The sequence below is a fragment of the Bacteroides cutis genome, from assembly GCF_900241005.1.
In the GTDB taxonomy this organism is placed as follows: domain Bacteria; phylum Bacteroidota; class Bacteroidia; order Bacteroidales; family Bacteroidaceae; genus Bacteroides; species Bacteroides cutis.
The window spans coordinates 118,525-143,830 of record NZ_OEST01000001.1; the positions used below are offsets into that span (position 1 = coordinate 118,525).

Genomic DNA, 25,306 nt, shown 5'->3' on the forward strand with positions numbered 1-25,306 from the left:
ATTATCACAAATGTAGTAAACATCATCGTAAAAACGTAAAAAACACTTCCCTATTCACTTTTTAAAGAGGATATATTATTTGACGCATTTCAAAAGCCAGTTTACACCTGATATCAGCAGAAGAAGAACCGATATAAAGGGTAAACTTTCCGGCATCTGCCTGCCATGTATTGACCAAAGGCCGGTAGTACTTCAAATCATCTGGTGTAATGGTAAATACTATTTCTTTCTCTTCACCTGGAGTAAGAGAAATTTTCCGGAAATGTTTCAGTTCCTTAACAGGACGTAAAGCGTCACATTGTTCATCACCCACATAAAGCTGTACAACTTCTTTTCCCGTAACGTTTCCTGTATTTTTTACGGGAACAGTTACAGTCAATGTCCCGTCCGAATCCATTGTTTTGGCAGAAGCTATCGGTTTACCATATGTAAAAGTAGTATAACTCAATCCATGCCCAAAAGGGAACAAAGCAGGAATTCTTTTAGTATCGTGCCAACGATAACCCACGAGAATATCTTCTTTGTACTCTTCACGGATACTGTCGCCCGGATAACTCAACGTATCAAAAGCATGTGCACCGCAATCCGTCAACTTAGCAGGAAAAGAGAATGGGAGTTTTCCACTAGGATTTACCGCACCACTCAGCACATCGGCCAGAGACTTGCCACCCATTGACCCCAGATACCAACCTTGTACGATGGCAGGTACTTTGTTTACCCATGGCATTTCTACAGCATTTCCACTAAGGAGAACCAATACCATATTCTTGTTTACCTCCAACAGTGCCTCTATCAATTCGTTCTGTCCGAAAGGTAAACCATATTGCAGCCGGTCACCCCCTTCACAATCTTGAAAATGATTTTTATTCAATCCACCTACCAATATCACCAGATCCGCACCCTTCGCCATCCGTACAGCCTCAGTACGTAAAGAATCCATTACAGGTCGCGGTATTTCATCTGTACGGCCGTACATCGGGCGACCGGCAACATAACCTTTGGCATACTGTACTTTATCTCCATAAACAGCACGCAAGCCTTCCAGCGGAGATACCATATCTTTCACTTTCAGTTCGGAAGAACCGCCGCCCTGATTGAGCAGGCGAATTGCATTATCACCTACCACCAGAATTTTTTGATATTTCGCCGCATCAATCGGTAAAAGAGGAATACCTTTTTTCATAACAGGAGCATTCTTCAACAATACAATCCCTTCGTTGCCTATCTCGCGGGCTACCTCATAATGTTCTTCCGTAGCCACGGAACCATATGGTTTCTGACGGTTCATTGCCGTACGGAATATCAAGCGAAGGATACGGGAAGCTTTGTCATTTACGGTAGTTTCTTTCACCAACCCTTCCTTCAACATCTTGAGATAAGGATGAGCCAGATAATAATCATCATAAGTAAAAGTACTTTCCGATGTCAGACCGTTGGTATAAGAACCCATTTCTATATCCAGTCCATTGACGGCAGCCTCAAAGGTATCATGTGCACCCCCCCAGTCGGTAATGACTGCACCATCAAAATTCCATTCCTCTTTCAATATCTTGTTCAGAAGAAAATCATTATGACAGGCATGCTGTCCCCGGAATTTATTATAAGCTCCCATTATACTCCATGCACCGCCTTTCTCTACAGCGGCTTTAAATGCAGGCAGATAAATCTCATGCAAAGCACGGTCACTCAAACGCACATCAATATGTCCGCGCCATAACTCCTGGTTATTCAAAGCATAATGTTTTACACAGGCCGCCACTCCGTTTTTCTGTAATTCCCGAATATACGGTACACACATTACACTCGCCAAATAGGGATCCTCGCCCATATATTCAAAGTTACGCCCATTCAATGGAGTACGATAGATATTGACACCCGGACCTAGAAGAACGTCTTTCTCACGATAACGCGCTTCTTCTCCAATAGCCTTTCCGTACTTGGCTGCCATTGCCGGGTTCCAAGTAGCCGCGAGACAAGTCAGGGCAGGAAAGGCCGTAATACTGTCATTTGTCCATTTGGCATACCCCCAATCGTTCCAGTTTATTTCTGCACGTACTCCATGAGGACCATCGCTCATCCATAATTCCGGAATACCCAAACGAGGTACTCCGGCACTACTGAATTTACTTTGCGCATGGCAAAGAGCTACTTTCTCTTCCAATGTCATACGATCGAGAGCATCCTTTACACGTGTTTCGATTGGTTGGGTGTCATCTAAATAGACTGGGGATTGTGCCGATAAGTTTCCCATTGAAAAAACGAATAATAAGATTGTAAAGATTTTCTTACTCATATTTTAAAATATTAGTTTTATAAATGGACATCTATGAACGTAAACGTAACTCCAGCAGATTATCATCTCGCTTCTATTTTCGTCACCGCTGCTTTCAGTCCTTCTGCTGTTGCGGTCAGTTCTATATCACCATGTTCTCCATTATTCTGTACCACTACCAAACACTTGCCATAAAAAGCCTTGCGATGATTATCTTTGAATTTCTCCATGGATATCGGGCTACCATTATCAACTCCTGCAATGAAACCTGAACCTTCGAGAGTGAAGATTACATCATTTTCTGCATTCGGACAAAGATTGCCCTCTTTATCCATAATCTCTACCGTTACAAAACTAAGATCACGGCCATCGGCTTGAATAGTACACCGGTCAGGAGTCAGACGAATTTGCGCCGGTTCTCCCGCCGTATGAATACTTTTCTCAGCCACTACCTTTCCATTCATTCGTGAAATGGCTTTTATCGTACCCGGCTCGAACTTCACACGCCACGCCACATGAAAGTTATTCTTCCCCTTACTACGTGTTCCCTGCGACTGCCCATTCACAAAAAGCTCCACCTCGTCGGCATGATTATAATACGCCCAAAGATCAATCTCCTGTCCCGGTATCCAATTCCAATGCGGAAAGAGATGAAGAACCGTTTTATCGGTATTCCATTCCGATTGATACATATAATAGATATCTTTCGGAAATCCCGCCAAATCTACAATCCCGAAATATGAGCTACGGGCAGGCCAACCATAAGGAGTGGGTTCTCCAATATAATCGAATCCTGTCCAAACGTATTGTCCGCTAATAAATCCATTATCTTTCACTGCATGCAACGTCCCTTCATGCCGGTTACCCCAAGGTACATGGCAGTTATCGTATGAAGAACAAGAGAAGGAAGTATCGAAAAAAGGTTCGTCCCAGCGCCGAGGCCAGATAAACATCGAGTCACTCGGCATCCGGTAATACCCCCTCGTCATCAATCCCGACACACTTTCCGTCACAATGAACGGTTTACCGGGGAAGTTCTCAGGAACTCCCGCAAACCAATTATCATGATAGTTGAAACCGATGATATCCAATGCCCCCGAACGAAACAGATGATTATTAGGGTTCGGTTCATTACAACCTGCCGTGACGGGACGAGTTGTATCAAGTTCTTTCACTTTATCCACCAATTTCTTCGTCAACAACGAATTGACGGATATTTCTCCTTCCTTTGCCAACATACTCTCATCATGACCGAAATTCAGTATCAAGTTGGCCTCTTCCAAGCTGAGCGTATCGGCTTTAGCATCACTCCATTGTTCCAACACTTCATTTCCAATGCTCCATATAAATATAGAAGGATGATTACGATCACGCATCACAAGGTCGGTGAGATCGCGCTCATGCCATTCGTTGAAATAACGCGCATAGTCGTGTGAGGTCTTTTTCTTGCGCCACATATCGAAAGTTTCATCCATCACAATGAAACCCATGCGGTCACAAAGATTGAGTAATTCCGGTGCAGGCGGATTGTGCGAACAACGAATACCGTTACACCCCATCTCTTTCAGTATCTCCAGCTGGCGTTCGATAGCACGTACATTCACTGCCGCTCCCAAACAGCCAAGATCGTGGTGCATACAGACACCGTTTATCTTCATCCGCTCACCATTCAGAATAAAACCCTTTTGCGCATCAAAACGGAATGTACGGATACCGACAGACGTATAATAAGTATCAAGTATCTTACCACTGCTTTTATCTTCAACAAGAGTCATTACCTGATAGAGATAGGGAGTATCCACACTCCACAATTCCGGTTTTTTTATCACAAGCTCTTGTTTCACCTCTTTCGGATAAGTAGCGGTAATATTCAGTTCGGAAGATGTTTCGCCTACCACTTCTCCTCCGGCATCGAGCAGACGGGATATCAATCTGATTTCCGCCATAGGAAGAATTTCCACATCCCCGCTTGCCACTATCGTATCGTTGATGATCATCGTATCCGGTATCGGCTCGGCATCATACTGCAACTTTGTACATATCACCAAACGAGCACTGTTTTTAGATACTTCTTCTGCCGTGACGTATGTCCCCCATTGCGCCACGTGTACCGGATTTACCTTTGTCAACCAGACATTACGATAAATGCCACATCCCGAATACCAACGAGAGTTAGGTTGTTCCGCATTATCTACCCGGACAGCTATCACATTTTTCTCTCCCCAGCGGATATAGGGAGTCATATCATAACTAAACGAAACATAACCGTAGGGACGAACGCCCAATGGATGTCCATTAATAAATACCTCAGAATTCATGTAAACTCCATCAAAATCTATTATCAGGCGCATACCGGCATCCGCTTTATCGGCTACGAATGTTTTGCGATACCACCCGACACCACCGGGCAATGCCCCTCCTCCCGTTCCCGAAAGATTATCTTTGGAAAACTCTCCTTCAATCGCCCAGTCATGGGGCAAATTCAGATGCCGCCAACCGGTATCGTCATATTCGGGATGAATGGCCGCCGTATCGTCTCCGATACGGAATGTCCAGTCAGCGGTGAAATCCATGCGCCGGGTGTCGTTCACCACTCGTCCGGGAGAGGTACACGCACCTCCAAGAGACAAGACGAGACAGAAAAGATATATGATTAAAAGTCTGTTCATGATATAGTCAAATAGGTTTTGTGATATATCTATAGTTCCCTCGTGAGGGATATATAGTTCCCTTGTGACAGAACTATAGATCCCTCGCGACACATCTTAATATCCCTCACGAGCCATCTATAGTTTCCTCAAACGGGAGCTACAGCACCTTCAGGAAGAGATTATAGTTTCACTGTTCGCTGCTTACCGTCATACTTAACTACAATACCTTTCACATCCAAGTCAAACGGCTGCGATCGGTTCTTATCCACCTTCACGATATTGAACGAACGTTCTTTCAGCATACCTGGAAATTCACCGGTACGGTCACCGATAGTCAAAACACCTTCGGCATCATTATATATAAACGATATGGTAGCATATGCTCCTTCCTCATAGTTATAATTTACCCCTTCATCCTCATACAAGGTAAATGAGCCATCCTTGCCTCCGTAAACATACAAAGTAATCTCCGAAGCCGGTTTCTCATTATTGTATTGCATATCCGGACCGTAAGGAATAATAGCTCCCTCACGTATATAGAGCGGGATACGTTCGTAAGGCGCATCCACCGTCAGCCTTTGCCTGCCATCAATGTATTTACCGGAATAGAAATCATACCAACCATTACCGGCAGGGAAATACATTTCACGGCTGCGTGCTCCATATTCATAAACCGGAGCTACCATAATAGCAGGACCAAACATGAACTGGTCACCAATATTATTGACATTCACATCAGCAGTAAAATCCATCACCAACGGGCGCATAATCGTATAATCATTAAAGTACGTCATACCTGCCAATGAGTAGATATATGACATCAGACGATAACGTAACTTCGTGTAATAAACGATAGAATTATAACAAGGATGTCCCTCAGGAGCTATATTCCAAACTTCACGATAAGGATACTGGCCATGGGCACGATACAACGGACAGAAGGCTCCGAACTGATACCAACGTGTGTTCAATTCTCTCCACTCCCTATAGTCGGCATTTTCGCGACCGGTCTCGTTAAACTCACGTTGCCCGTCTTCATAGCGTTTTTCTACACAAAAGCCACCGATGTCCATTGTCCAGTAAGGAATGCCGCTGACTGCAAAGTTCAGTCCTGCGGAAATCTGTGCTTTCATATCTTCCCAACGGGTAGCAATATCTCCACTCCAAGTTGCGGTAGAATAACGTTGTAATCCTGCGAACCCCGAACGGGTAAGCAGAAATACACGTTTATCGTTATCCACACTGCGTTGTCCGTCATAAATAGCTTCGGCATTCATCAAAGCGTATGCATTGAAATACTGGGCGGAAGGACCGAGAGCTGTAGGGCCGCAAAGGTCTTTACGATATTCAATATCCGTACAGTCACGTATATTTGGTTCGCTGGCATCCATCCACCAGGCATCAATACCCAATGAATAAAGATGTTCTTCCATTTGTTTCCAAAAAAGTTTACGTGCTCCCTCGGCATATGCATCGTAGAAAGAACCGATGTAACCGAGACCAATCCAGTCGCGAATGCTATCCTTGACAGCCTGCTGATACATCCAACCGTTTTGGTCGAATTCTTTATAATGTTCCGTACTTGCATAAAACTTGGGCCATACGGAAATCATAATCTGCGCATTCATCGCATGGATAGAATCTACCATTGCTTTCGGATCCGGGAAACGGGCTTTATCAAACTCATGACTACCCCACGCATCCTGCGGCCAATAACTCCAGTCGAGTACGATATTATCAATAGGTATCTGCCGCCGGCGGAATTCTTTCAAAGCATCCAAAACTTCATCCTGCGTTTTGTACCGTTCACGACTTTGCCAATAACCCATCGCCCATTTCGGCATGATTGGGGACTTACCGGTTAAGGTGCGGTAACCGCTGATGACCTCATCCATATTATCACCGTAAATAAAGTAATAATCTATTTCATTCTGCATTTCGCCCCACCACGCCAGTTTATTCTGTTCTTCGGCCGGAACCGGACTCAATACACGAAGTCCACAGTAAGACACATATCCGTCGGGGATCCATTCTATTTTCAAAGGAACCCGTTTACCGGCTTCCAAGTTAACGGCAAATTTATAACTATTCGGGTTCCAGGCTGTACGCCAACGTTCGGGAACCACCAATTCATCATTGATATATACCTTCATATATCCGGCATAGTAAAGAATAAAACGGAATATTCCGCTCTCTGACGGTTCTATCTCGCCTTCATACGTCACTTGTGACCCCATGAGCGGGAAATCTTCCGGTAAATTCACTACATTATTCAGATGTGTCTCACGATCCAAATGTTCAAAGTAGAGAGAGTCTTCTCTGCGTACCACAGTTTCCGCATCGCTCCGAGAAGAAGGAATATACGTACCTGTCAAGGCACCCTTTTTTCCTTCTTTATCATAGAGTTTGAATACACTGCCCAGTTGCGAATAGTCGCGTGGGTCACCGAAACGGCAAAGTGAATAGCTGTCCCACAGCAGACCATAGTTTTTATTGGAAACAATGAAAGGCACGGAAACCTTCGTATTATATTGAAACAGTTCCTCGTTCTTTCCTTTATAGTTGAACTCATCCGCCTGGTGCTGTCCCAGTCCATAGAATGCTTCATCATCGGCAGACTGGAATACCTGACGAACCGTATATGCTTTCGTTCCATCCACCTCGATTGGAGTAAAGCTTCTTCCCAGCCGATCCTCCTCCAAAATCTGACTTCCGTCAGCGTCTGTAAAACAGACCTCTCCCGTCACCTTAGACACGGTGGCAGATAACTGCGAGGTTTTCACCGTAACGGCATCGTTATGGTCTTCTACGTTGAAGTCTACTTCATTTTCCTGAGGAATAACTATCAGGCTCTTTTCTTTCGAGAAATTCTTTTCCGGAGTAGCAGATACATGAATCAGTTTCTCGCCCATTACTTCCAGACGCACTTTCCGCACATCAGTAGACTGTTGTTGTTTCACTTCTACAATTATACCTTTATCGGTTTTCTCATAGCCACTATCGGCACATGCCGTAAGAAACCATCCGGCAAGTAAACAAATTAAAGTGCTTTCCAATTTCATATTATTGTTTTTAAAGTTATTTTCCCGTCGTAAAAGTACACAATATACCCAATAAGCAAGCCCTTCCGATGTTGAGACGAAAGGGCTTTTTTGATTTATAAAAAGACAATATGTTTCTTTTATGGGTATCTTTTGTTATTTACCTTCCTTTTCCTGAAAAACAGAGGGTAAAACGCCAAATTCTTCCTTGAAATATTTCGTAAAATACTTGGGGTTGTTGAAGCCTACATTATACGCTATCTCCGATACATTCAACTGGCTCTCCCGCAGGAATTGCATCGCCCGCTTTAACCGGATAATTCGTATAAATTCCGTAGGTGTCTTACCTGTAATCTGCAACAGCTTTTTATAGAGTTGAACACGACTCATCCCCAACTCACGACTTAAAATCTCTACCGATAAGTCCGGGTGAGATATATTATCTTCTACATACTTGATAGCTTTTGCCACCAATTGTTCATCCAACGAGGTAATCACAATCTCGCTCGGTTCCGGTTCTATATGAGTACGTGACTTATTTTTCTTACTTAAATCTATCAGCTTACGCATACGCAGTACCAACACCTCCACATTAAATGGCTTCGTGACATAATCATCCGCACCGATAGTCAGTCCTTCCACCTTGTCCTCCACCGCCTGTTTAGCTGTCAGTAAGATGAACGGAATACCCGAAGTACGCTTGTCCGACTTCACCCAACGACAAAGTTCATTTCCATCCATCTCAGGCATCATCACATCACTGACGATAATATCCGGCATCAAATCCGGTATTATTTGCCATGCTTCCCGACCGTTAGCGGCAGATTTCACACGGAAATACAGACTGAGAGCATCTTTCATAAAGATAATAAGATCTTCGTTATCATCCACAATCAGTGCCAAAGGTTTTTCTTTTTCGGCCTCCGCCAGAACATCTTCCCGGATTTGTCCCGAAGGTACCCCCTCCTCTGTTTCGGAAAACACAGTAGTTAGCGAAGACAGACTATTAGTATCCTGAACCACCTCTTTATGTTGTACAGGAATATCCACAACAAATACACTACCTGTACCGACATTATCAAACACCCGTACCGTACCTCCATGAAGGGTTACAAAATCACGTACCAGACTCAGGCCGATACCACTGCCCGTCGACTGATTATGTTCTCCCTCCTGTTCTATTTGGTAGAAACGTTCGAAGATGCGCTCCTTATTTACATCACTGATACCAATACCCGTATCGGAAACCTTTATTTCCAGCATTTCAGGAGTTTCTTTCAGGACATCAATCGATACATCCACACGTCCGCCCTCCGGCGTAAACTTGAAAGCATTGGACAATAAGTTCATTACCACTTTTCCCAACTTATCCTCATCGAAAGCCATATTCAGATAGTCTACGGCAGAAAAGAAAGTGAGATGTACGTTCTTCTTCTCCGAAAGCATAAGGAAAGAACTACAAATATTACGAACATAAGCCACAACATCCCCTTCCGAAAGGCTTAGATGCAGACCTGCCATCTCATTTTTACGAAAGTCAAGCAATTGATTTACCAAAGTCAACAACCGCAATGCATTACGGTGCATCAGTCTTAGTTTTTCCAATCGCTTTTCATCCATAGTTTCTTTAATAATACCCTCCAACGGTGAAATAATCAACGTCAACGGTGTACGTAATTCGTGGCTGACATTGGTAAAGAAACGGAATTTCATTTGGTTGACTTCCTCGTTCTTCTTGGCATCCTGTTCCATCTGGCGTATTTTGAATTTATTACGCTCTCTGCGCTGTATGGCATAGAGCGACAGGCATACTATGCCGATAAATAAAAGGACATAGCATGTGTATGCCCATGGAGTCATCCAGAAAGGCGGCAAAATCACAATCTTCAAACTTGCCTCTTCCGTCCCGGCATACCCATCGCTATTGGTAGCCTTTACTTTCAATGTATAAGTGCCGGGAGCCAGATTGGTATAAGTCACCCGGTGCATATTCGCAGTTTCCTCCAACCAGTCTTCATTAAAACCTTCTAGTTTATAAAAATACCGGGTCTTGTCCGGTAATACATAATTATCCGAGGCAAACAGAACCGTAAATACATTCTGTTTATAGTCCAATATTATTTCTTGAACATGGTTCAATGTTCCCGGCAAGATAATCCGTCCGTCACATTCTTCACCTACCTCCACCTCTCTATTGAACAGTTGGAAACCGGTAAACATTACTTTGGGTAAAGTATGGTTATACTTGATATTATCGGGATTGAAGCGGTTCAAACCATACAAACCACCTACCACAATCTCTCCCGTATGTAACCGTTTAAGCGAACGTTGATTGAAGTCACAACTTTGCAGTCCGTCCTTATCGTTATAGGTATAACAGCGGAAAGTGAGTTGTCCCGATTTTGCATCGGCAGACGGTACGACATTAATCAGTTCCCCACCCGTACTGACCCACATGCTTCTATTATCATCTTCCGTAAGCCCCAGTATAAACAGTCTAGAAAAATCCGGTTTGATAGGTACTTCGTAAATTTCATCCTGTTTCGGATCATATACATTGAGTCCCTCACGCGTAGCTACCCAAAGCAGACCGCGACTATCTTCATAGACTTGGCTTATATTCTGATTGGAAAACCGTTCCTTCCCCGACTTTGTTCCCGTAAAGTTGGTTATCTTCCTCGTATTCAAATCCATGATAGCCATACCTGCCGAGGTTCCGATAATCAGCGTATGATTACGCCCCACACAAATGGAAGAGATATAATCAGATACCAAATCAGAGTTACCTGTATAATACGTTTCAAAATTACCGGTTGTAGGGTGCAGGCATTGTATACCTCCCCCCAGTGTACCAATCCAGATATGGCCTTCGGCATCTTCCGCCAAAGCCCAAACATTATCATAAACCAGCGTATTTTCTTCTCCATGCCCTTTACCTGCACGATAATGAATAAAGCGATTACCATCGTAACAGTTCAATCCACCCCAAAAGGTCCCTATCCATAATTTACCGTCACTACCTTGCAACAGACAAACAACCACATTACTGGAAATAGAGTTTGTATCGGCCATATGCGAAAAGACTTTCCGCTCTCCCGTCTCCATATTCCAACGCACCAACCCCGTATCGTTGGTTCCCAACCAAACAATATTATTTTTACCGTCTTCCACACAGTTGACGTCTCCCACATTGACGTTACCGAATTTAAAGGCACTCTCGTTATAGAATGAAACACCTTTCTTATAAGTACCCACCCACATTGTACCTGAAGCATCTTCATAGAGCGCCGTAATCGTATTATTGGATAAGGTACGGTCATTACCGGCATCATTCACCAATTTTAGGTGAACGGCATCCTCATCAATCACTTCAATGCCATCCTGATCTCGTCCCACCCATATCCGTCCGTTTTTATCCTGCGCCAAAGCCCGCACGGCATCGTAAGTATCTCCTCTGATGGAACGTGACTCCCAAACCTTTCCTGAAAGGCTATAAATCCACATTCCTTCTATACTGTATATCCATACCCGCTCGTTACGGTCCACGAAAAAAGTAAAAACAATGTTCCGGCCATTACCCCATTCTTCCGCAATATCCTCGTTCATCCATTTAGGTTCCAGTTTCTCATTGTCAATACAAGCTATCACACCGTTCACATTAACCAGCAAGATACCTTCACTACATTCAATGATATCGGTAATTTCTGTCGACAGGAACTTCTTATCAGCTATTTTTACGATTTCAGCATCCTTATCACCCATTTTATACCGATAGACACCCTTGCCCATCACATATATCCAGAAGTCTTTCTCCTTATCGATATAAATAAGAGTAGGTCTTCCCACAATGCCAATATTCCACATCCACGTTTCCACATCACGGTTGAAATCATCCGAAACACTGTTATAGATGGCATAACCCGCTCCTGTTTCCAACCAAAGGTTTCCTGCCGCATCTTCCTGTATTTTCTCTATATAGCTGTCCGGCAAGGACTTCTCATCATCTTGCCTACTACGATAGACTTTAATGCTATAACCGTCATACCGGTTCAGCCCCGAAGCTGTACCAAACCACATAAAACCGTTGGAATCTTTGTAAATGGAATTAACCTGATTATTGGAAAGTCCGTCTTTTACTTCCAGATGTTTGAACATATAGTCGTGGGCTGCAACAGGTAAGTACAGCACCATGACCCATAGGATGAATATTTGTATTCTCTTCATAATATCAGATATAGGAACAATTCTATTCTCTTGCAAATGAAGCAAAAAGCAGGCGGATAAGCAAGAGATGATGTTATTTTTAGTATCATTCAATACCGGATATTTACTATCCGGGGGACGAAATGAGGGAGCACCTCCATCACGGATATACCCCCCCGAACCAATCAAAAAAAAACCTGTATTAACAATCTATAATCCTTAGATAACTTATGATGAAACCTTTATTGAACTAATACCATTATCTTCAAATCAATAAGGGTACGTACCCGCAACAGCTCCTTTCATAATGCCATCAATGGCATAAACTTCTCTCGCTTTGCCGGTACTACGGTTTATATCTCCATTTGTTTCCCAGTAAAAAGGCACAATACCATGATTTTTCGCTTCACGAGTAATGATCTCATTCCAATAGGCACGACTCTGATTATGTTTCTCCTGATTTTCGGCGACCGTACGTTTCATCGCACTGTATTCGCCGATAATCACCGGATAACCTTTATCTACAAAGTGGATCTTCAGCAGTTGGAACTGCTCTTTCACATACTCTTCTTCTCCCCAGATAGGATTATGCTCCGATCCACTTACGCGATTCGGTTCACCCCAATACCAGAATGTTTTACCCCAACTCTCATCTTTCTCCATCAAACAGAAATTATAGGGATCGTAGAAATGAACTTCCAGCATCAGGCGATTAGGGACGTCATCTGTAGGCATTGAAAAACCGTATCCATCATTACAAGTATCTGATATTCTTGTAGCAGGTCCTTGCACAATAAGGCAGCGTGATGCGTTATTTCCACCTGTGGCACGTACGGCATCCACAAATGTCTGCTCATATTTCATAATAGTCTCTACGGAAGCCGCTTTAAACCCTGTCCCGTTACTGGTTTCATTCATTCCCGGCTCGTTACATCCTGCAAAAAGCAGATGCTCATCATGCTCTTTGAATTTAGTGGCAATCTGTGTCCATAACGCCTTTTGCTTTGCATTGATTACTTCACTGTAACCACCAAGAATATTATCTTCGAGCCAACCGCCATCCCAGTGGATATTGATAATGGCATACATGTCATTCAAGATACAAAGATTTACCGCCTCAGCCACTTTATCGAGCCATTCCGCATCTATCTGATAAGTAGATACATCTGCATGAGAACTCCATGCACAAGGGATGCGGACTGCATTGAAACCGAGTTTTTTCAACCCATTGATATAAGCCGCCGAAACGGTTGCATTGTTACCCCAGTCTTGACCTTTGGGTACTTCCAAAGTATTACCTATATTAATACCAGCATACATCTTGGCAGCTAATACCTTAGCATCACTGTTCATCCCGATATCAGGAAGTGGACCTGGTTCCGGATCAGGTGTCGGTTCCAAGAGAGCAACTTCTTGGACAACATTGATTGTCCCTATCTTTGTATCATTCACTTTTACCATAATAGAAGCCGTGCGTTCCGTCGCATCAGGATTAGCATCCAACTTTACTTGATAGGAAGCAATTCCATGGGCAGTTGTATTTTTATAGGTTACAGTACACCAATCCTTATCAGAAGTCACTTCTAATGTTACATTAGTTTGTATACTCAATATCTGCATACCCTCTGTTCCGGCAAAAGTCATTCCGGAGCTTAATACTGTATCGGGAATTTTAACTACCGGTTCCACCTGTTCATCGTCACTGGAACACGCCGCAACTAATAAGAAAAAAGAGAAAGCTATAAATGTCAGACAGGCATTGGACTTTTTAATGATATTCTTCATGTTTTTACGTATTATGCTTTAACGGTTAATCTCACTGAAGGCAAAGGTAACGGAAAACCCACACACCAGATCGATGATATGTTACCCGGAAGGGTATCATTTGTTACCGGTATGGGATAAATGGTTATTATTAAGGGATACCTCCACCAAACTACTTGCCAATCCCTCCGAAATGCCCTATATTTGTGAGAAAAGAAGTTATCCTTTCATCTGATAAACTATTAAAAACACAATGTACATTATGAGAAAGATGATGTTATTTCTCGGACTGGTAATCAGCCTATCCGTTTTCTCTCAAAGCCAACAAGGTTTTCAAAACCCTGTAATTCCCGGATTTCATCCTGACCCGAGCGTTTGCCGTGCAGGTGATGATTTCTATTTGGTTAACAGCAGTTTTCAATATTTCCCCGGCGTACCGCTGTTTCATAGCAAAGATCTCATCCATTGGGAACAGATAGGACATTGCCTGACTCGTCCTTCGCAATTAAAACTTGATGGCGCCAGTGCATGGGGTGGCATCTATGCCCCCACTATCCGGTATAATGACGGCATGTTCTATATGATTACCACCAATGTTTCGGATAAAGGTAATTTCATTGTTCATACCACCGACCCGCATGGCGAATGGTCTGAACCCGTCTGGCTGAAACAAGAAGGTATCGACCCTTCGCTTTATTTTGAGAATGATAAATGTTATCTGGTCAGTAATCCCGACATAGGCATCTGGTTAAGTGAGATCAACCCGATGACGGGAGAACAGTTGACGCCATCCAAACGTATCTGGAACGGTACAGGCGGACGCCATCCCGAAGGACCACATATCTACAAGAAAGATGGCTGGTATTATCTGCTGATATCGGAAGGCGGAACGGAATACGGGCACAAAGTCACCATTGCCCGAAGCCGTAACATCGAAGGCCCTTACGACAGTAATCCCGCAAATCCCATCCTAACGCATATCAACAAAAATGCGCAAAGCAACCCGATACAAGGCACCGGACATGCCGATCTTGTGCAAGCTCCCGACGGAAGTTGGTGGATGGTATGTCTCGCTTTCCGCCCGCAAAGCGGTATGCATCATCTTTTGGGACGTGAAACTTTCCTCGCCCCGGTATGTTGGGAAACAAATGCCTGGCCTGTAGTAAACGGTGATGGAACAATCAAGTTACAAATGGATGTGCCTACCCTGCCTCAACAACCTTTTACGACCCAACCTGTACGTACTAATTTCAAAAACGGGAAATTAAGTCCTGAATGGATATATATCCGTAACTATCATCCTGAGAACTACACGTTCACTTCAGACAAACTCCGGCTGAAAGCTACCCCTGTAAGCTTGAATGCCAATGATGACAGCCCCACTTTCATAGGTCGCCGACAAGAGGATATCAACTTCATCGCCACCACTTCCGTACAATTACAGAAAGCTATCGAAGGTGATGAAGCCGGACTCACCGTTTATATGTTCGAACCATCGCATTACGACCTCTTTGTGAAACAACTACCGGACGGCAAGCAAGCCGTATCCCTACGTTATCAACTAAATATACTTACCCACACCGAGAAAGAGATTATTCTTCCTCAAGGTAAAGAGGTACAACTCCGTGTAAAAGGAAACAATGAGCTTTATATCTTTGAATATGCCACAGACGGAAAAAACTTCCGAGAATTGGGAAAGATAAATACCCGTTACATCAGTACAGAAACAGCAGGTGGTTTCACAGGTATCTTGTTGGGGTTGTATGCCGTGGCGGGTGATACGACATCAAAGGGAACTGCCGACTTCAGGTATTTTGATTATGAAAAGGTGAAAGAATAACAGATATCCCAACCAATAAAACAAAGCGAAGAATTCTTTCCCGATATTCCACGGAAAAAGAGTTCTTCGCTTCAAAACAGGAAGTTTTACTTCTTCTTATTATATTCTCATTTATTATTCGCTAATTCCACCGTAAATACATAAGCCGGAATTGTATTGTCCTGCTGCCTTACTGACTCTGGCAACGTAATCTTCACGCCCTTCTTATCCTGTTTCCACTGTATCCGTGACTCGCACCCTAATAAAGACAACGCTTTCGCAGGATATTTAGTCTTTTGCAAAGTTTTTACGAATACTTCCTTATCTCTCCAGCTACGGGCAATCACATATAATGTCTGCCCCTTTTGGGTGAAGCGGATATCCTGTACCAGATTTTGAGGTGTATCATCATACACGGCATCTATTTGCTTACCTGCAAACTCAGCTGATACCCGATAACTTTTTTCATTATTGTCTTCACTGTAAACCTCCCAGGATTGTCATCCATTCTGCAGCACATCTTCTTTCTCGGGAGCGGTGGGTTCCGGCCGTCTTTCAGGAGCAAACGGATCGAAATAGTAAATGTCTTTGGTATCGAGCCAACGCAGGAAAGAGGGCAATCGTCGCATAAACCGACTATAATCTTTGCGTACACCAGGTGTCCAAGCAGCTTCGGCAAGGGCAATGAGACGCGGGAAGACCATAAAGTCCAAACGTTTTACATCAGCAACACGTTCAGTCCAAAGAGAGAATTGCATACCCATAATTTGTTTTTCATATCCTTTAAGCAGATGTTCTATCGGTTGCGGGAAAGAGAAGACATCGACAATCGGATTATATCCGTCCCAGTAGCGTCCAACTGAGTGTGTGGAATATTGCACAAAATCGCCATACATAGGGCGACGAGGAGTCATTATGACACGATAGCCCGCCTCCAATGCCTTCAATAATTGATGACGACGATCGTGACGCCACCACATTACTACAGCTTTGTCTGGCGACACACCGGCATCTACAATTTCGTCCCAGCCAATCATGATTTTACCTTTAGAAGCTACAATATCTGCTACACGGCGCACAAAATATTGCTCTAACCCAGTTTCATTCAACAATTGTTTGTCTTTGATAAATTGCTGTATCTGTGGATCGGTAAACCAACTCTGATTACCGAAATGTACTTCATCACCACCAATATGAATGTAAGGAGAAGGAAACAAGGTGATAAGTTCATCCAGCACGTCACTGATGAAACGAAAGGTTTCTTCTTTACAGGGATGAAAAGTAAAACCTTTCCACCGACCTTCACCGCCACCGGATAACTCTGGATAAGCACGGCAAACAGCAGCAGCATGTCCGGGCATATCAAATTCCGGTACTACCATTATATGACGTGCGGCAGCATAGGTAACCACCTCTCTAATATCTTCCTGTGTGTAGAAAGTTGCAGGTGCTTCCGGATCGTGCCAGTTGCCTTTTGCACCAATCTTCGTCAATAACGGATATTTCTTGATTTCAATACGCCAACCCGGCTCATCCGTCAGATGCCAATGAAAAACATTCAGACGGAGAGAAGACATAACATCGAGCAATTGTTTGACTTTCTCTTTTCCAAAGAAATGGCGGCTTTCATCAAGCATAAATCCACGCCAACTATAACGAGGTTCATCATTAATGACACAAGCCTTCGCAATACCTTTTCCTGAGCGCAAGAGTTGTTTTAAAGTTTCCTCCGCACGAAATGCCCCGGTAGAAGTAGCAGACTGAATAAAGACTGAATCGGAAGTGATCTCCAAACGATAAGCCTCATCGGTATTGGTTGTACAACTCGATGTTATGCGTTGCACGACTCTTCCAGGAAGAATATTTTGCATTTCAAATGCTTTATTTTCAGCAGGAGTCAATGTAAACTGTCCTTTTGCCGGACGATATTGTGCCGGTTCAGGAATTATATTTTGTGCAAAGGTAAGCACAGGCAGAAAAAGAACTACTGCCAACAGATGAGTTCTAATAATTTTCATGATATCTGTGTTTTTTTATTTAATCAAAGATCTTTTAGATTTCTATTTCAAAGGAAGAGTTTCTTCTTGTTCCTTCTTTATATCAGTCTGAAACTTTTTTATCAACTTACAGTATTTATTTTCACCAGCGACATTCTTATTCTCTTCCGGATCATTCCGATGATCGAATAACATTTCGCTTACAATATTCTGTGAACTATCATACCACTGCGCATAACTATAGTCCGATGTAACTAAATTTACCCCTTTTCCCCATTGTATAAAGGCATGATCGCGATGTTTCTTTTTCGGATCTTTCAAAGTAGGCAAAAAACTTCGACCTTGCAAATGCCCGGGTTGAGAAATGCCACAAGCTTCGCATAAAGAGGGATAAATATCTACAAACTCCACTATACTACTACTGCTTCCATGCATACCACCCGGATAACTTACCATGAAAGGAGCATGCGTAGCTTGATTAAACAAAGTATGTTTACCCCAAAAATCATGCTCGCCCAAATGCCAACCATGATCGCCCAAAAGAACGACAATGGTATTGTCTGTCAAATTCAAACGTTTTAGTTCATTGAGTACAATACCTATTTGCGTATCTATAAAGCTAACACAAGCATAATAAGCATGGCGGGCTTCACGATGGAAACCCTCATCAGAAGTATTACCAACATGAGTATACTGAAAAATCTCACGGGAATTCTGGACCTGTTCCGGTAAGTTTTCGGAACGATAACGGTTATCTGCTATCTTTATATCTTCACGTTCATATAAATCCCAATACTTTTGGGGAGCAATGAAAGGTAAATGAGGTTTCCGGAAACCTACTGCCAGAAAAAAAGGCTGCTTTTTTTCTTTTAATCTGCCCAGTTCGGCTACAGCTTTCCTGGCAATTTTGTTGTCTTCATAACAGCTATCGGGTACATCCGCCCCTTCGCAATAGGGACCTCTATGACTTTGGGGATGCAGTTCTTCTTCAGGAATCTCATTTTTCCACACATGCCACTTGTTGTACAGCGCCCAGTCTCCACTGGCAGGACTTACAATCCAGGGAAATTCACTCCAACTGTCTGTACGGTCATTAAAGTGATGAAACACTTTACCCACGGACATTGTATAGTATCCGGCATTCTTAAAAGCTTGCGGAAGAGTAATAACACCCGGTAAATCTTTTTGTGACCAAGTTTCGGCATCCACAAAACGTTTTTGGGTTATATCCGGATAAACTCCGGTAAGCAGACTAGAACGGGAAGCTCCACTGACAGGCACATTACAATAGGCATTCTGAAAAATAACCGATTGAGCTGCCAATCCATCTATGAAGGGTGTAATAGCTGCTTCGCTACCATAGCATCCCAGTTCAGGACGCAAATCGTCCACTATGATAAATAATACATTCTTCTTTTCCTGTGCTTGTACAAAAGAAACATACAGGAAAGAAGTAGAAAGTAATACAGTTCTGACTGACAAGTGCTTAAAGACAAAAGATTCTAACATCATATTAAGTTTAAAGTTAAGCCATAATTAATGTCCCCACTCAGTAGAGCATGCCCCCATTGTGAGAATTAATTTTCCTCCTCGTACAATATCATCATGTGTCAGATAGCACTTGTGATAAGGTTTTCCATTGAGTACGGCGTTTTGAATATATATATTCTCAGGACTATTATTGACTGCCTCTATAGTAAACTGCGTACCGGAAGCATACCGAGAGTCCAACTTTATATCTACCTTATTGAAAACTGGACTGGTTATTTCATAACGGGTATCACCGGGACATATCGGATGAATACCAACAGCAGCCAGAACATACCACGCGGACATTTGTCCTACGTCCTCATTCCCGACCAAGCCATTCACTGAATTATGATAGGCATTCCGACATATATCACGCGTCCACTTTTGAGTGAGCCAGGGAGTCCCTAAATGATTAAACAAAAAAGGCATGTGATGTACTGGTTCATTAGCATGGTTATAGTAGGAATTCCAAAGATAATCACGAGGAGCCTTCTCAAACATCTCATTCAATTTAACCAGAGCCTTATCACGACCACCCAATAAACAGACTAAACCTGGCACATCATGGGGAACAAACCATCCTTGCTGGAAAACATTACTTTCTACACAACCATAACCATACCATTTATCTAAGCGATCTGTTTCGGGCAATGGCATAAAATTACCATCCACATCACGCGGGCGGAACCAACCAAAATCAGGATCAAACACGGTAGTATAAGATTGAGCACGTTTATCAAAATAGGCACTATCTTCCTTTTTATCTAACCATTCTGCCAAACGAGCCATACACCAGTCGGAATAAGCATATTCCAAAGTTTTGGATACACTCTTTTTATCGGAAGTAAAACCATGTTCATTATTAGCAAACAATTTAGAAGTATTCAAAGCATACTGATAAGCCTTTTCTATATCGTAATTATGTATGCCCTTAGAACAGGCATCACATAGAACCGAAATTGCCGGATTTCCAATCATACATCCAGAATAGGCATTCAAAAACTCCCAACGTTCCAAATATTTCTTTCCACTTTGTTCTCCAATCTCGACCAATGAGTTGATTAAATCATTCACTAAGGCAGGATTTATCAAAGTCTGCAAAGGCATTTGACTACGAAAAACATCCCAACCACTGAATATCGTACGCTTATTAAAGCTTTCAGTCCGATGAACTTGATTATCAGCCCCCCAATATTCCCCATTTACATCACTGCAAATACGTGGATCGATTAAAGTATGATATAAGGCTGTATAAAAGATGGCTTTTTCTTCCTCAGTACCTCCTTCGACAGTTATCTTTGCCAATTCTTTATCCCACAGTTCGGTACAGGTTCTATATACTTTATCAAAATCCCAACCTTTCATTTCTGTATACAGATTTTCTTCCGCATTCTCCATACAAGTAAATGAAATTCCACTTTTCAGAATAATCTTTTCATCCTTCCGGGTATCAAAATCGGCATAGAATCCGATATGCTTTCCTTCATAAACAATCGCAGAAGGAATAACTTTGGATTGGCGTATTAAATTACGATAGTTTTCACTTTCTATATCTTCACGTTTCCGATTACAACTGTCAGGTATATCAGCTGTCCAGATACCATGAGATTTGAAAGATTTAGAAAATTCAGCAAAGAAATACACCGTATAGTCTGCTTTACCGTTACCATTTCCCCAACCTCCGCCTTCGGGAGGACACTTCATCCAACCCTTTATAGTATGGTCATTTACCACCTCAACATATTGTTTTACAGAAGTTCCACCGACACGCCGCGCCAGGTCTATTTGAATATGCGCATCTCTACTTTTTGGGAAAGTGAAACGTAGCATACCACTATGGGGTAACGCCGTCATTTCCGCATGAATTCCATAATCAGTTAGGGCAACAGAATAATATCCAGCAAAAGCCACTTCACTGTGTTTATCATAACGAGAACGATATCCTTCATCCGGATTATCCAAAGTTCCAGCAAAGGTTTTCAGTTTTCCAATTGTCGGCATCACCAAAAAGTTACCCAAATCGCCATACCAACCTATACCAGACATTTGTGTGAAAGCAAACCCTTCTATTGAAGTATGCTCATAACTATATCCACTTCCGTTATCTCCACCCGTAATCGTATTTGGGCTTACTTGTACCATACCGAAAGGTGCCGTTACGCCTGGAAATGTTTTTCCTAATCCATGATAACTTTTAGCATCCTTAGTATTCGTGGTTGCTCCAACAAACGGATTGACATAAGATGAAAGATGAGATATAGCAGTATCTTGTATCTTAACCTTTGTAAAAGATAATAAAAGAGAAAATAAACATACTATAGAGAATATCTTTCTCATTTGAAAATGTTTTAACATTTCTTCGTTTAACGTATAAAATCAAGAAGAATTACCTCTTTCGGAGCAAGAGCCAAAGAAATGGTTTCGCCATACTTATACTCTTTAGCTAAATTATCAGGCAAATTAACTACTGGTGAACTAACCTGATATTTACCTCGTTTTTGAGGATTTAAACCCAATTTTCGATCTAACGTTATATGATATATCTGTGGTCGGTCCGAAGGATTATGAATAGAAAGATATCCTCGATTATCAGTCCAAGCAGTATATCCATATACTTCCCCTTTTTGCGGTACTCCCCCATGCATACGTACATGTTTAAAAGCTGGATATACTTGACGAACCCATTTCAATCCATCTGCCAAAATATCCCAGTCTATAGAAGAAAGGCTGTCGGTTTTAATATACAACTCCACAAAACCTGTTCCACGACTCAAATTCATAAACAGATAGTCTCTGAAAACCTCAGGTTCTTCATTGGATGTCGTTTTCTTCGGTTCATGATTGAAGATAGCGTTCATCGGAAATTTCGTATTTTCTTCCTCCCATATCTGATGATAGATACGGTCACGATAAACCAATTCGCCAGTACGGTCATCGCCTTTGGCGGCATCACCGGCATTGATAAGCCAAACAATATCAACATATTGTAACCACCAAGGACTGAGATAAGCCCCATTAGTTATAGCGATGAATATTTCAGGATTGACTTCATGCAATTTATTGAATATTTGCATAAGCTGTTCGGTTCCGTCAACAAGGTATTGTTCTTTTTGCACATCGAAGCGCGCCTCATTCAATCTTACATCATTAGACGATGGAAATGGATTATCGTTGATATCAAAATCACGTATATTGAGATGTCCGAATATACCGTCAAACTTAAAATAAGATATACCCATTTTTGCCAACTCTAATATGCGTTCTTCCAATTTCTGCATATATTTCTTATCCGTCATAGACATTCCCATAGAAAGCGCTTTGTAACCAAAATCCTTCATCCGTGGAATGATGGGTTGTGCTCCAAAAAGACAACCCGGGCTTAACCATACACCCAGTTTGGAGTTCCTCTGCCTCACTGCTCGGAAACAATCGGAGAAGTCCGGCTGAAACTTATCATTGATAGTCCATACTTTGTCCGACCAATCTGCATTCTTACTAACATCCTCCCAACCGTCATCAATGATATAAGCATTGAGAGGTTGGCAATGTCTTTTTACCACCAACTCATCATTGACAATAGCCACACTACGGATAAAGTTTTCTTTAGCCACCCTTTTAGAATAGTCAAACCAACTGTTATATTGAATTTGTAACCGAAAAGGACGTTTTCTGATTTTGTCAATGTAAGAGTAGAAAGCATCATCCATAAATTGTGGATCATCACTGACACCAACTACACTATTGTAAGAGATATAAAGTTCACCTTTTTTTATGGATTTTCCTGACAAATACCCACACGTTACCTTTTGCTTGTTTACCTCATTGCGTGAAGCAGGAAACTCAATTCCCCAGAAAGTAGCAGTCCGGGTAGTATAAACCGGCTGTCCCAATCCCGGCTTCCATTGAGAAGGCCCCTTAGCAGTAAGTTGTTTGAGAGTATAGTTCTGGTAAGCATCTTTAAAAGATATAGCCTCTACATCTATTTTTTTCAAAATTATATCTTGCCCAGAATTAATCTCAATATGTTTTCGGCAATAAGTATCCTCCTTAGCTAATTCATAACAAACAATTAATGATATATTATTTTTCTTATCCTGTAACAGAAATTTATATCCTTTACTTTGAGAATATACCGGATTTGTATATGTAGAAACCGAAATAACCTTAAAATCCTTATTGGACAATACCTTTTCCGTATGGTCCAATAAGGTTAGATGTAACAGAAACTCATCACAATTAATAGGAAGCAATTTAGTCCCAGCTTCTTTATTTAAAAGAACCTTAGTAGACAATACCCCATCGGACACTTGAAGTGTACGTGCAATATACCGATTTTCTACAGTGTAAATTTGTGCTTGTGTTCTACCTATAAAGGTAAACAAAATTAGGAGGGTACAGATGCCCTGAAACAAAATTGCTCCTTTCTTTTTCATAATATTCTTAATTACTTTAGGCTTTAATTTTTTATTTCCCCTTAAAACCTTATTTGTCGATAATTATGTATTAACAAAATTCGTCTACAAATGTAGAAAATTATTTCATACTAAACGTATTGAAAGAGTGTGCTTTTAAAGTTACATCTAAATACTTATCACCCAATTGCAGAGTCAAACTCTTTGGTTCATCATTGAAATTACCGGCTACCACCAAATATTTATTCTCCGGTGTAAGGAATATAATAACAGGTAGTTTATCTTCACCTTTTTCCTTATAATGCAATACTTTGGTTCCCGCAACCACCTTGTTGCTAAAATGTTTCACTGCATAATATTCCGGAGTGTAGATCGCAGAACCTGTCTTCGAGTCTACACGGATTAATGCATTCTGTTTCCAACCCCAACCACTTGTTCCTGCATCACAGAGAATAGCATTCCAAAAAGTATATTCCTCACAACCATTTCCTAAATAGTGATTGATTAAATTAAAAGTATGCTCTGCTGCCTTCCAATCAAATGTACCAGAACCACATTCGTTTTCAGTTTGCATATATTTATAATTTGGATACTTTTTACGAATTTCAGGAAGAATTTGTCCTCCCCACCATTGAAAACCGATACCCTCAACGGTATCTTTCATACGAGGATCGGAAAGAACCTTATCCACCAGTTCAATACGATTTGTATTAAGCGTCCCCAAATAAACTTGAACATTGGGATGATGTTTCTTCATGGTCGGTGCAAAATATTCCACATTGAAACGAATAATACCCTCAGGAGTCCATGCACAAGCCGGATAAATAGAATAGGCCCACGGTTCATTTTGGAACATCACGCGGGAAATAGTAACTCCTTCTTCTTGATAAGCAGATACGAATTTACAAAAGTAATTGGCATAGGCTTGCAAATAGCGGGGATCTTGAATAAAATAATCATTGACTGCTACTTGCTTGGGATAAAACTTCTTATTCACGTTGTCAGTACCTTCATAAAGAGCTATCTCATGCTTAGCCGGCAATTGGTTTACTTCAGCATTACTTCTCACGGAATAGTAATGATTAACTTTCATCCACGAAGGAGGTGACCAAGGAGAAGCCCAAAAAGTAATATTGGAATTAACTTGTTGTACTCTTTTTATATAAGGTATTAGTGTTGTTTTATCACGATTGATATTGAAATATTTCAACTGAAAATCACCAGGTACTTCATCGCAACTATACCAGTCACGGGCATAATCGTTGGCATTCATTGGAATACGTCCCATGGAAAAACGTAAATCTCCATCCGGAGAAAACAGATTATTTAAAATTACATCCTGTTCTTCAAGAGGTAACATATTGAGAGCGTCCCAGCCTAATTCATTAAAACAAGTTCCCCACTTCTTGAATACTTGGATATTCTCAGTACCATTTACCGACAATAAAGGCGTATTTGGACTACTGGCTTGTAATTTGGTTTTAGTCTCTTTCCAAACATCATTATCTGTACTGCTAATCCATGTAAAAGATTGAGCATATACGCCGGAGAATTCCACTAGAAGACTTCCCAACACACATAATTTCTTTAAATTTATTTTCATAAGTGTTTTTATTT

12 protein-coding genes are annotated in these 25,306 nt (G+C 41.8%); 1 reads left to right on the top strand and 11 read right to left on the bottom strand.

Annotated features, from left to right (window positions below; translation table 11 throughout):
* Positions 1–61: 61 nt before the first annotated feature.
* The 5 genes from C1A09_RS00530 to C1A09_RS00550 all read right to left on the bottom strand — a co-directional run bounded on the left by C1A09_RS00530 (position 62) and on the right by C1A09_RS00550 (position 13,952).
* A complete protein-coding gene (locus C1A09_RS00530; RefSeq protein ID WP_101541808.1) occupies positions 62–2,293 on the bottom strand; it encodes a beta-glucosidase in 2,232 nt (743 codons plus the stop codon).
* Positions 2,294–2,355: 62 nt separating this feature from the next.
* Complete coding sequence (locus C1A09_RS00535; protein ID WP_101541809.1) at positions 2,356–4,941, bottom strand: glycoside hydrolase family 2 TIM barrel-domain containing protein; 2,586 nt, start codon at positions 4,939–4,941, stop codon at positions 2,356–2,358.
* 161 nt (positions 4,942–5,102) lie between these two features.
* On the bottom strand, positions 5,103–7,985 hold the full coding sequence (locus tag C1A09_RS00540; RefSeq protein WP_101541810.1) for a TIM-barrel domain-containing protein: 2,883 nt from the start codon (positions 7,983–7,985) through the stop codon (positions 5,103–5,105).
* A 135-nt stretch (positions 7,986–8,120) separates the two neighbouring features.
* Positions 8,121–12,188 (bottom strand): hybrid sensor histidine kinase/response regulator transcription factor, encoded by a 4,068-nt coding sequence (locus C1A09_RS00545; RefSeq protein ID WP_101542400.1) that lies wholly within the window; start codon positions 12,186–12,188, stop codon positions 8,121–8,123.
* A gap of 249 nt (positions 12,189–12,437) precedes the next feature.
* The gene (locus C1A09_RS00550) at positions 12,438–13,952 is read right to left on the bottom strand and encodes a cellulase family glycosylhydrolase (protein WP_101541811.1); all 1,515 of its coding nucleotides are present in this window, start codon (positions 13,950–13,952) and stop codon (positions 12,438–12,440) included.
* Between the two features lie 241 nt (positions 13,953–14,193).
* On the opposite strand from C1A09_RS00550, the gene C1A09_RS00555 reads away from it, so the two are divergent.
* Complete coding sequence (locus tag C1A09_RS00555; protein WP_101542401.1) at positions 14,194–15,771, top strand: glycoside hydrolase family 43 protein; 1,578 nt, start codon at positions 14,194–14,196, stop codon at positions 15,769–15,771.
* Positions 15,772–15,878: 107 nt separating this feature from the next.
* Here C1A09_RS00555 and C1A09_RS00560 read toward each other — a convergent pair whose 3' ends face one another.
* The 6 genes from C1A09_RS00560 to C1A09_RS00585 form a co-directional block, all read right to left on the bottom strand.
* On the bottom strand, positions 15,879–16,166 hold the full coding sequence (locus C1A09_RS00560) for an alpha-L-fucosidase C-terminal domain-containing protein (protein ID WP_180949153.1): 288 nt from the start codon (positions 16,164–16,166) through the stop codon (positions 15,879–15,881).
* An 84-nt stretch (positions 16,167–16,250) separates the two neighbouring features.
* Positions 16,251–17,768 carry a beta-N-acetylhexosaminidase gene (locus C1A09_RS00565; RefSeq protein WP_101541813.1) on the bottom strand — a complete coding sequence of 506 codons (1,518 nt, stop codon included), beginning with the start codon at positions 17,766–17,768 and terminating at the stop codon, positions 16,251–16,253.
* Between the two features lie 42 nt (positions 17,769–17,810).
* Entirely contained in the window at positions 17,811–19,259 is a 1,449-nt protein-coding gene (locus tag C1A09_RS00570; protein ID WP_101541814.1) for a sulfatase, read from the bottom strand.
* A gap of 24 nt (positions 19,260–19,283) precedes the next feature.
* On the bottom strand, positions 19,284–21,614 hold the full coding sequence (locus tag C1A09_RS00575; protein WP_101541815.1) for a GH92 family glycosyl hydrolase: 2,331 nt from the start codon (positions 21,612–21,614) through the stop codon (positions 19,284–19,286).
* Between the two features lie 26 nt (positions 21,615–21,640).
* Entirely contained in the window at positions 21,641–23,710 is a 2,070-nt protein-coding gene (locus C1A09_RS00580; RefSeq protein WP_117737167.1) for a hypothetical protein, read from the bottom strand.
* Positions 23,711–23,810: 100 nt separating this feature from the next.
* Positions 23,811–25,292: a glycoside hydrolase family 30 protein gene (locus C1A09_RS00585; protein WP_101541817.1), complete on the bottom strand. Its 1,482-nt coding sequence runs from the start codon at positions 25,290–25,292 to the stop codon at positions 23,811–23,813.
* Positions 25,293–25,306 lie beyond the last annotated feature (14 nt).

Excerpts from the sequence above, each read along its gene's own strand:
- C1A09_RS00530 (WP_101541808.1), bottom strand. The coding sequence starts at position 2,293 with ATGAGTAAGAAAATCTTTACAATCTTATTATTCGTTTTTTCAATGGGA.
- C1A09_RS00535 (WP_101541809.1), bottom strand. The coding sequence starts at position 4,941 with ATGAACAGACTTTTAATCATATATCTTTTCTGTCTCGTCTTGTCTCTT.
- C1A09_RS00540 (WP_101541810.1), bottom strand. The coding sequence starts at position 7,985 with ATGAAATTGGAAAGCACTTTAATTTGTTTACTTGCCGGATGGTTTCTT.
- C1A09_RS00545 (WP_101542400.1), bottom strand. The coding sequence starts at position 12,188 with ATGAAGAGAATACAAATATTCATCCTATGGGTCATGGTGCTGTACTTA.
- C1A09_RS00550 (WP_101541811.1), bottom strand. The coding sequence starts at position 13,952 with ATGAAGAATATCATTAAAAAGTCCAATGCCTGTCTGACATTTATAGCT.
- C1A09_RS00555 (WP_101542401.1), top strand. The coding sequence starts at position 14,194 with ATGAGAAAGATGATGTTATTTCTCGGACTGGTAATCAGCCTATCCGTT.
- C1A09_RS00565 (WP_101541813.1), bottom strand. The coding sequence starts at position 17,768 with ATGAAAATTATTAGAACTCATCTGTTGGCAGTAGTTCTTTTTCTGCCT.
- C1A09_RS00570 (WP_101541814.1), bottom strand. The coding sequence starts at position 19,259 with ATGATGTTAGAATCTTTTGTCTTTAAGCACTTGTCAGTCAGAACTGTA.
- C1A09_RS00575 (WP_101541815.1), bottom strand. The coding sequence starts at position 21,614 with ATGAGAAAGATATTCTCTATAGTATGTTTATTTTCTCTTTTATTATCT.
- C1A09_RS00580 (WP_117737167.1), bottom strand. The coding sequence starts at position 23,710 with ATGAAAAAGAAAGGAGCAATTTTGTTTCAGGGCATCTGTACCCTCCTA.
- C1A09_RS00585 (WP_101541817.1), bottom strand. The coding sequence starts at position 25,292 with ATGAAAATAAATTTAAAGAAATTATGTGTGTTGGGAAGTCTTCTAGTG.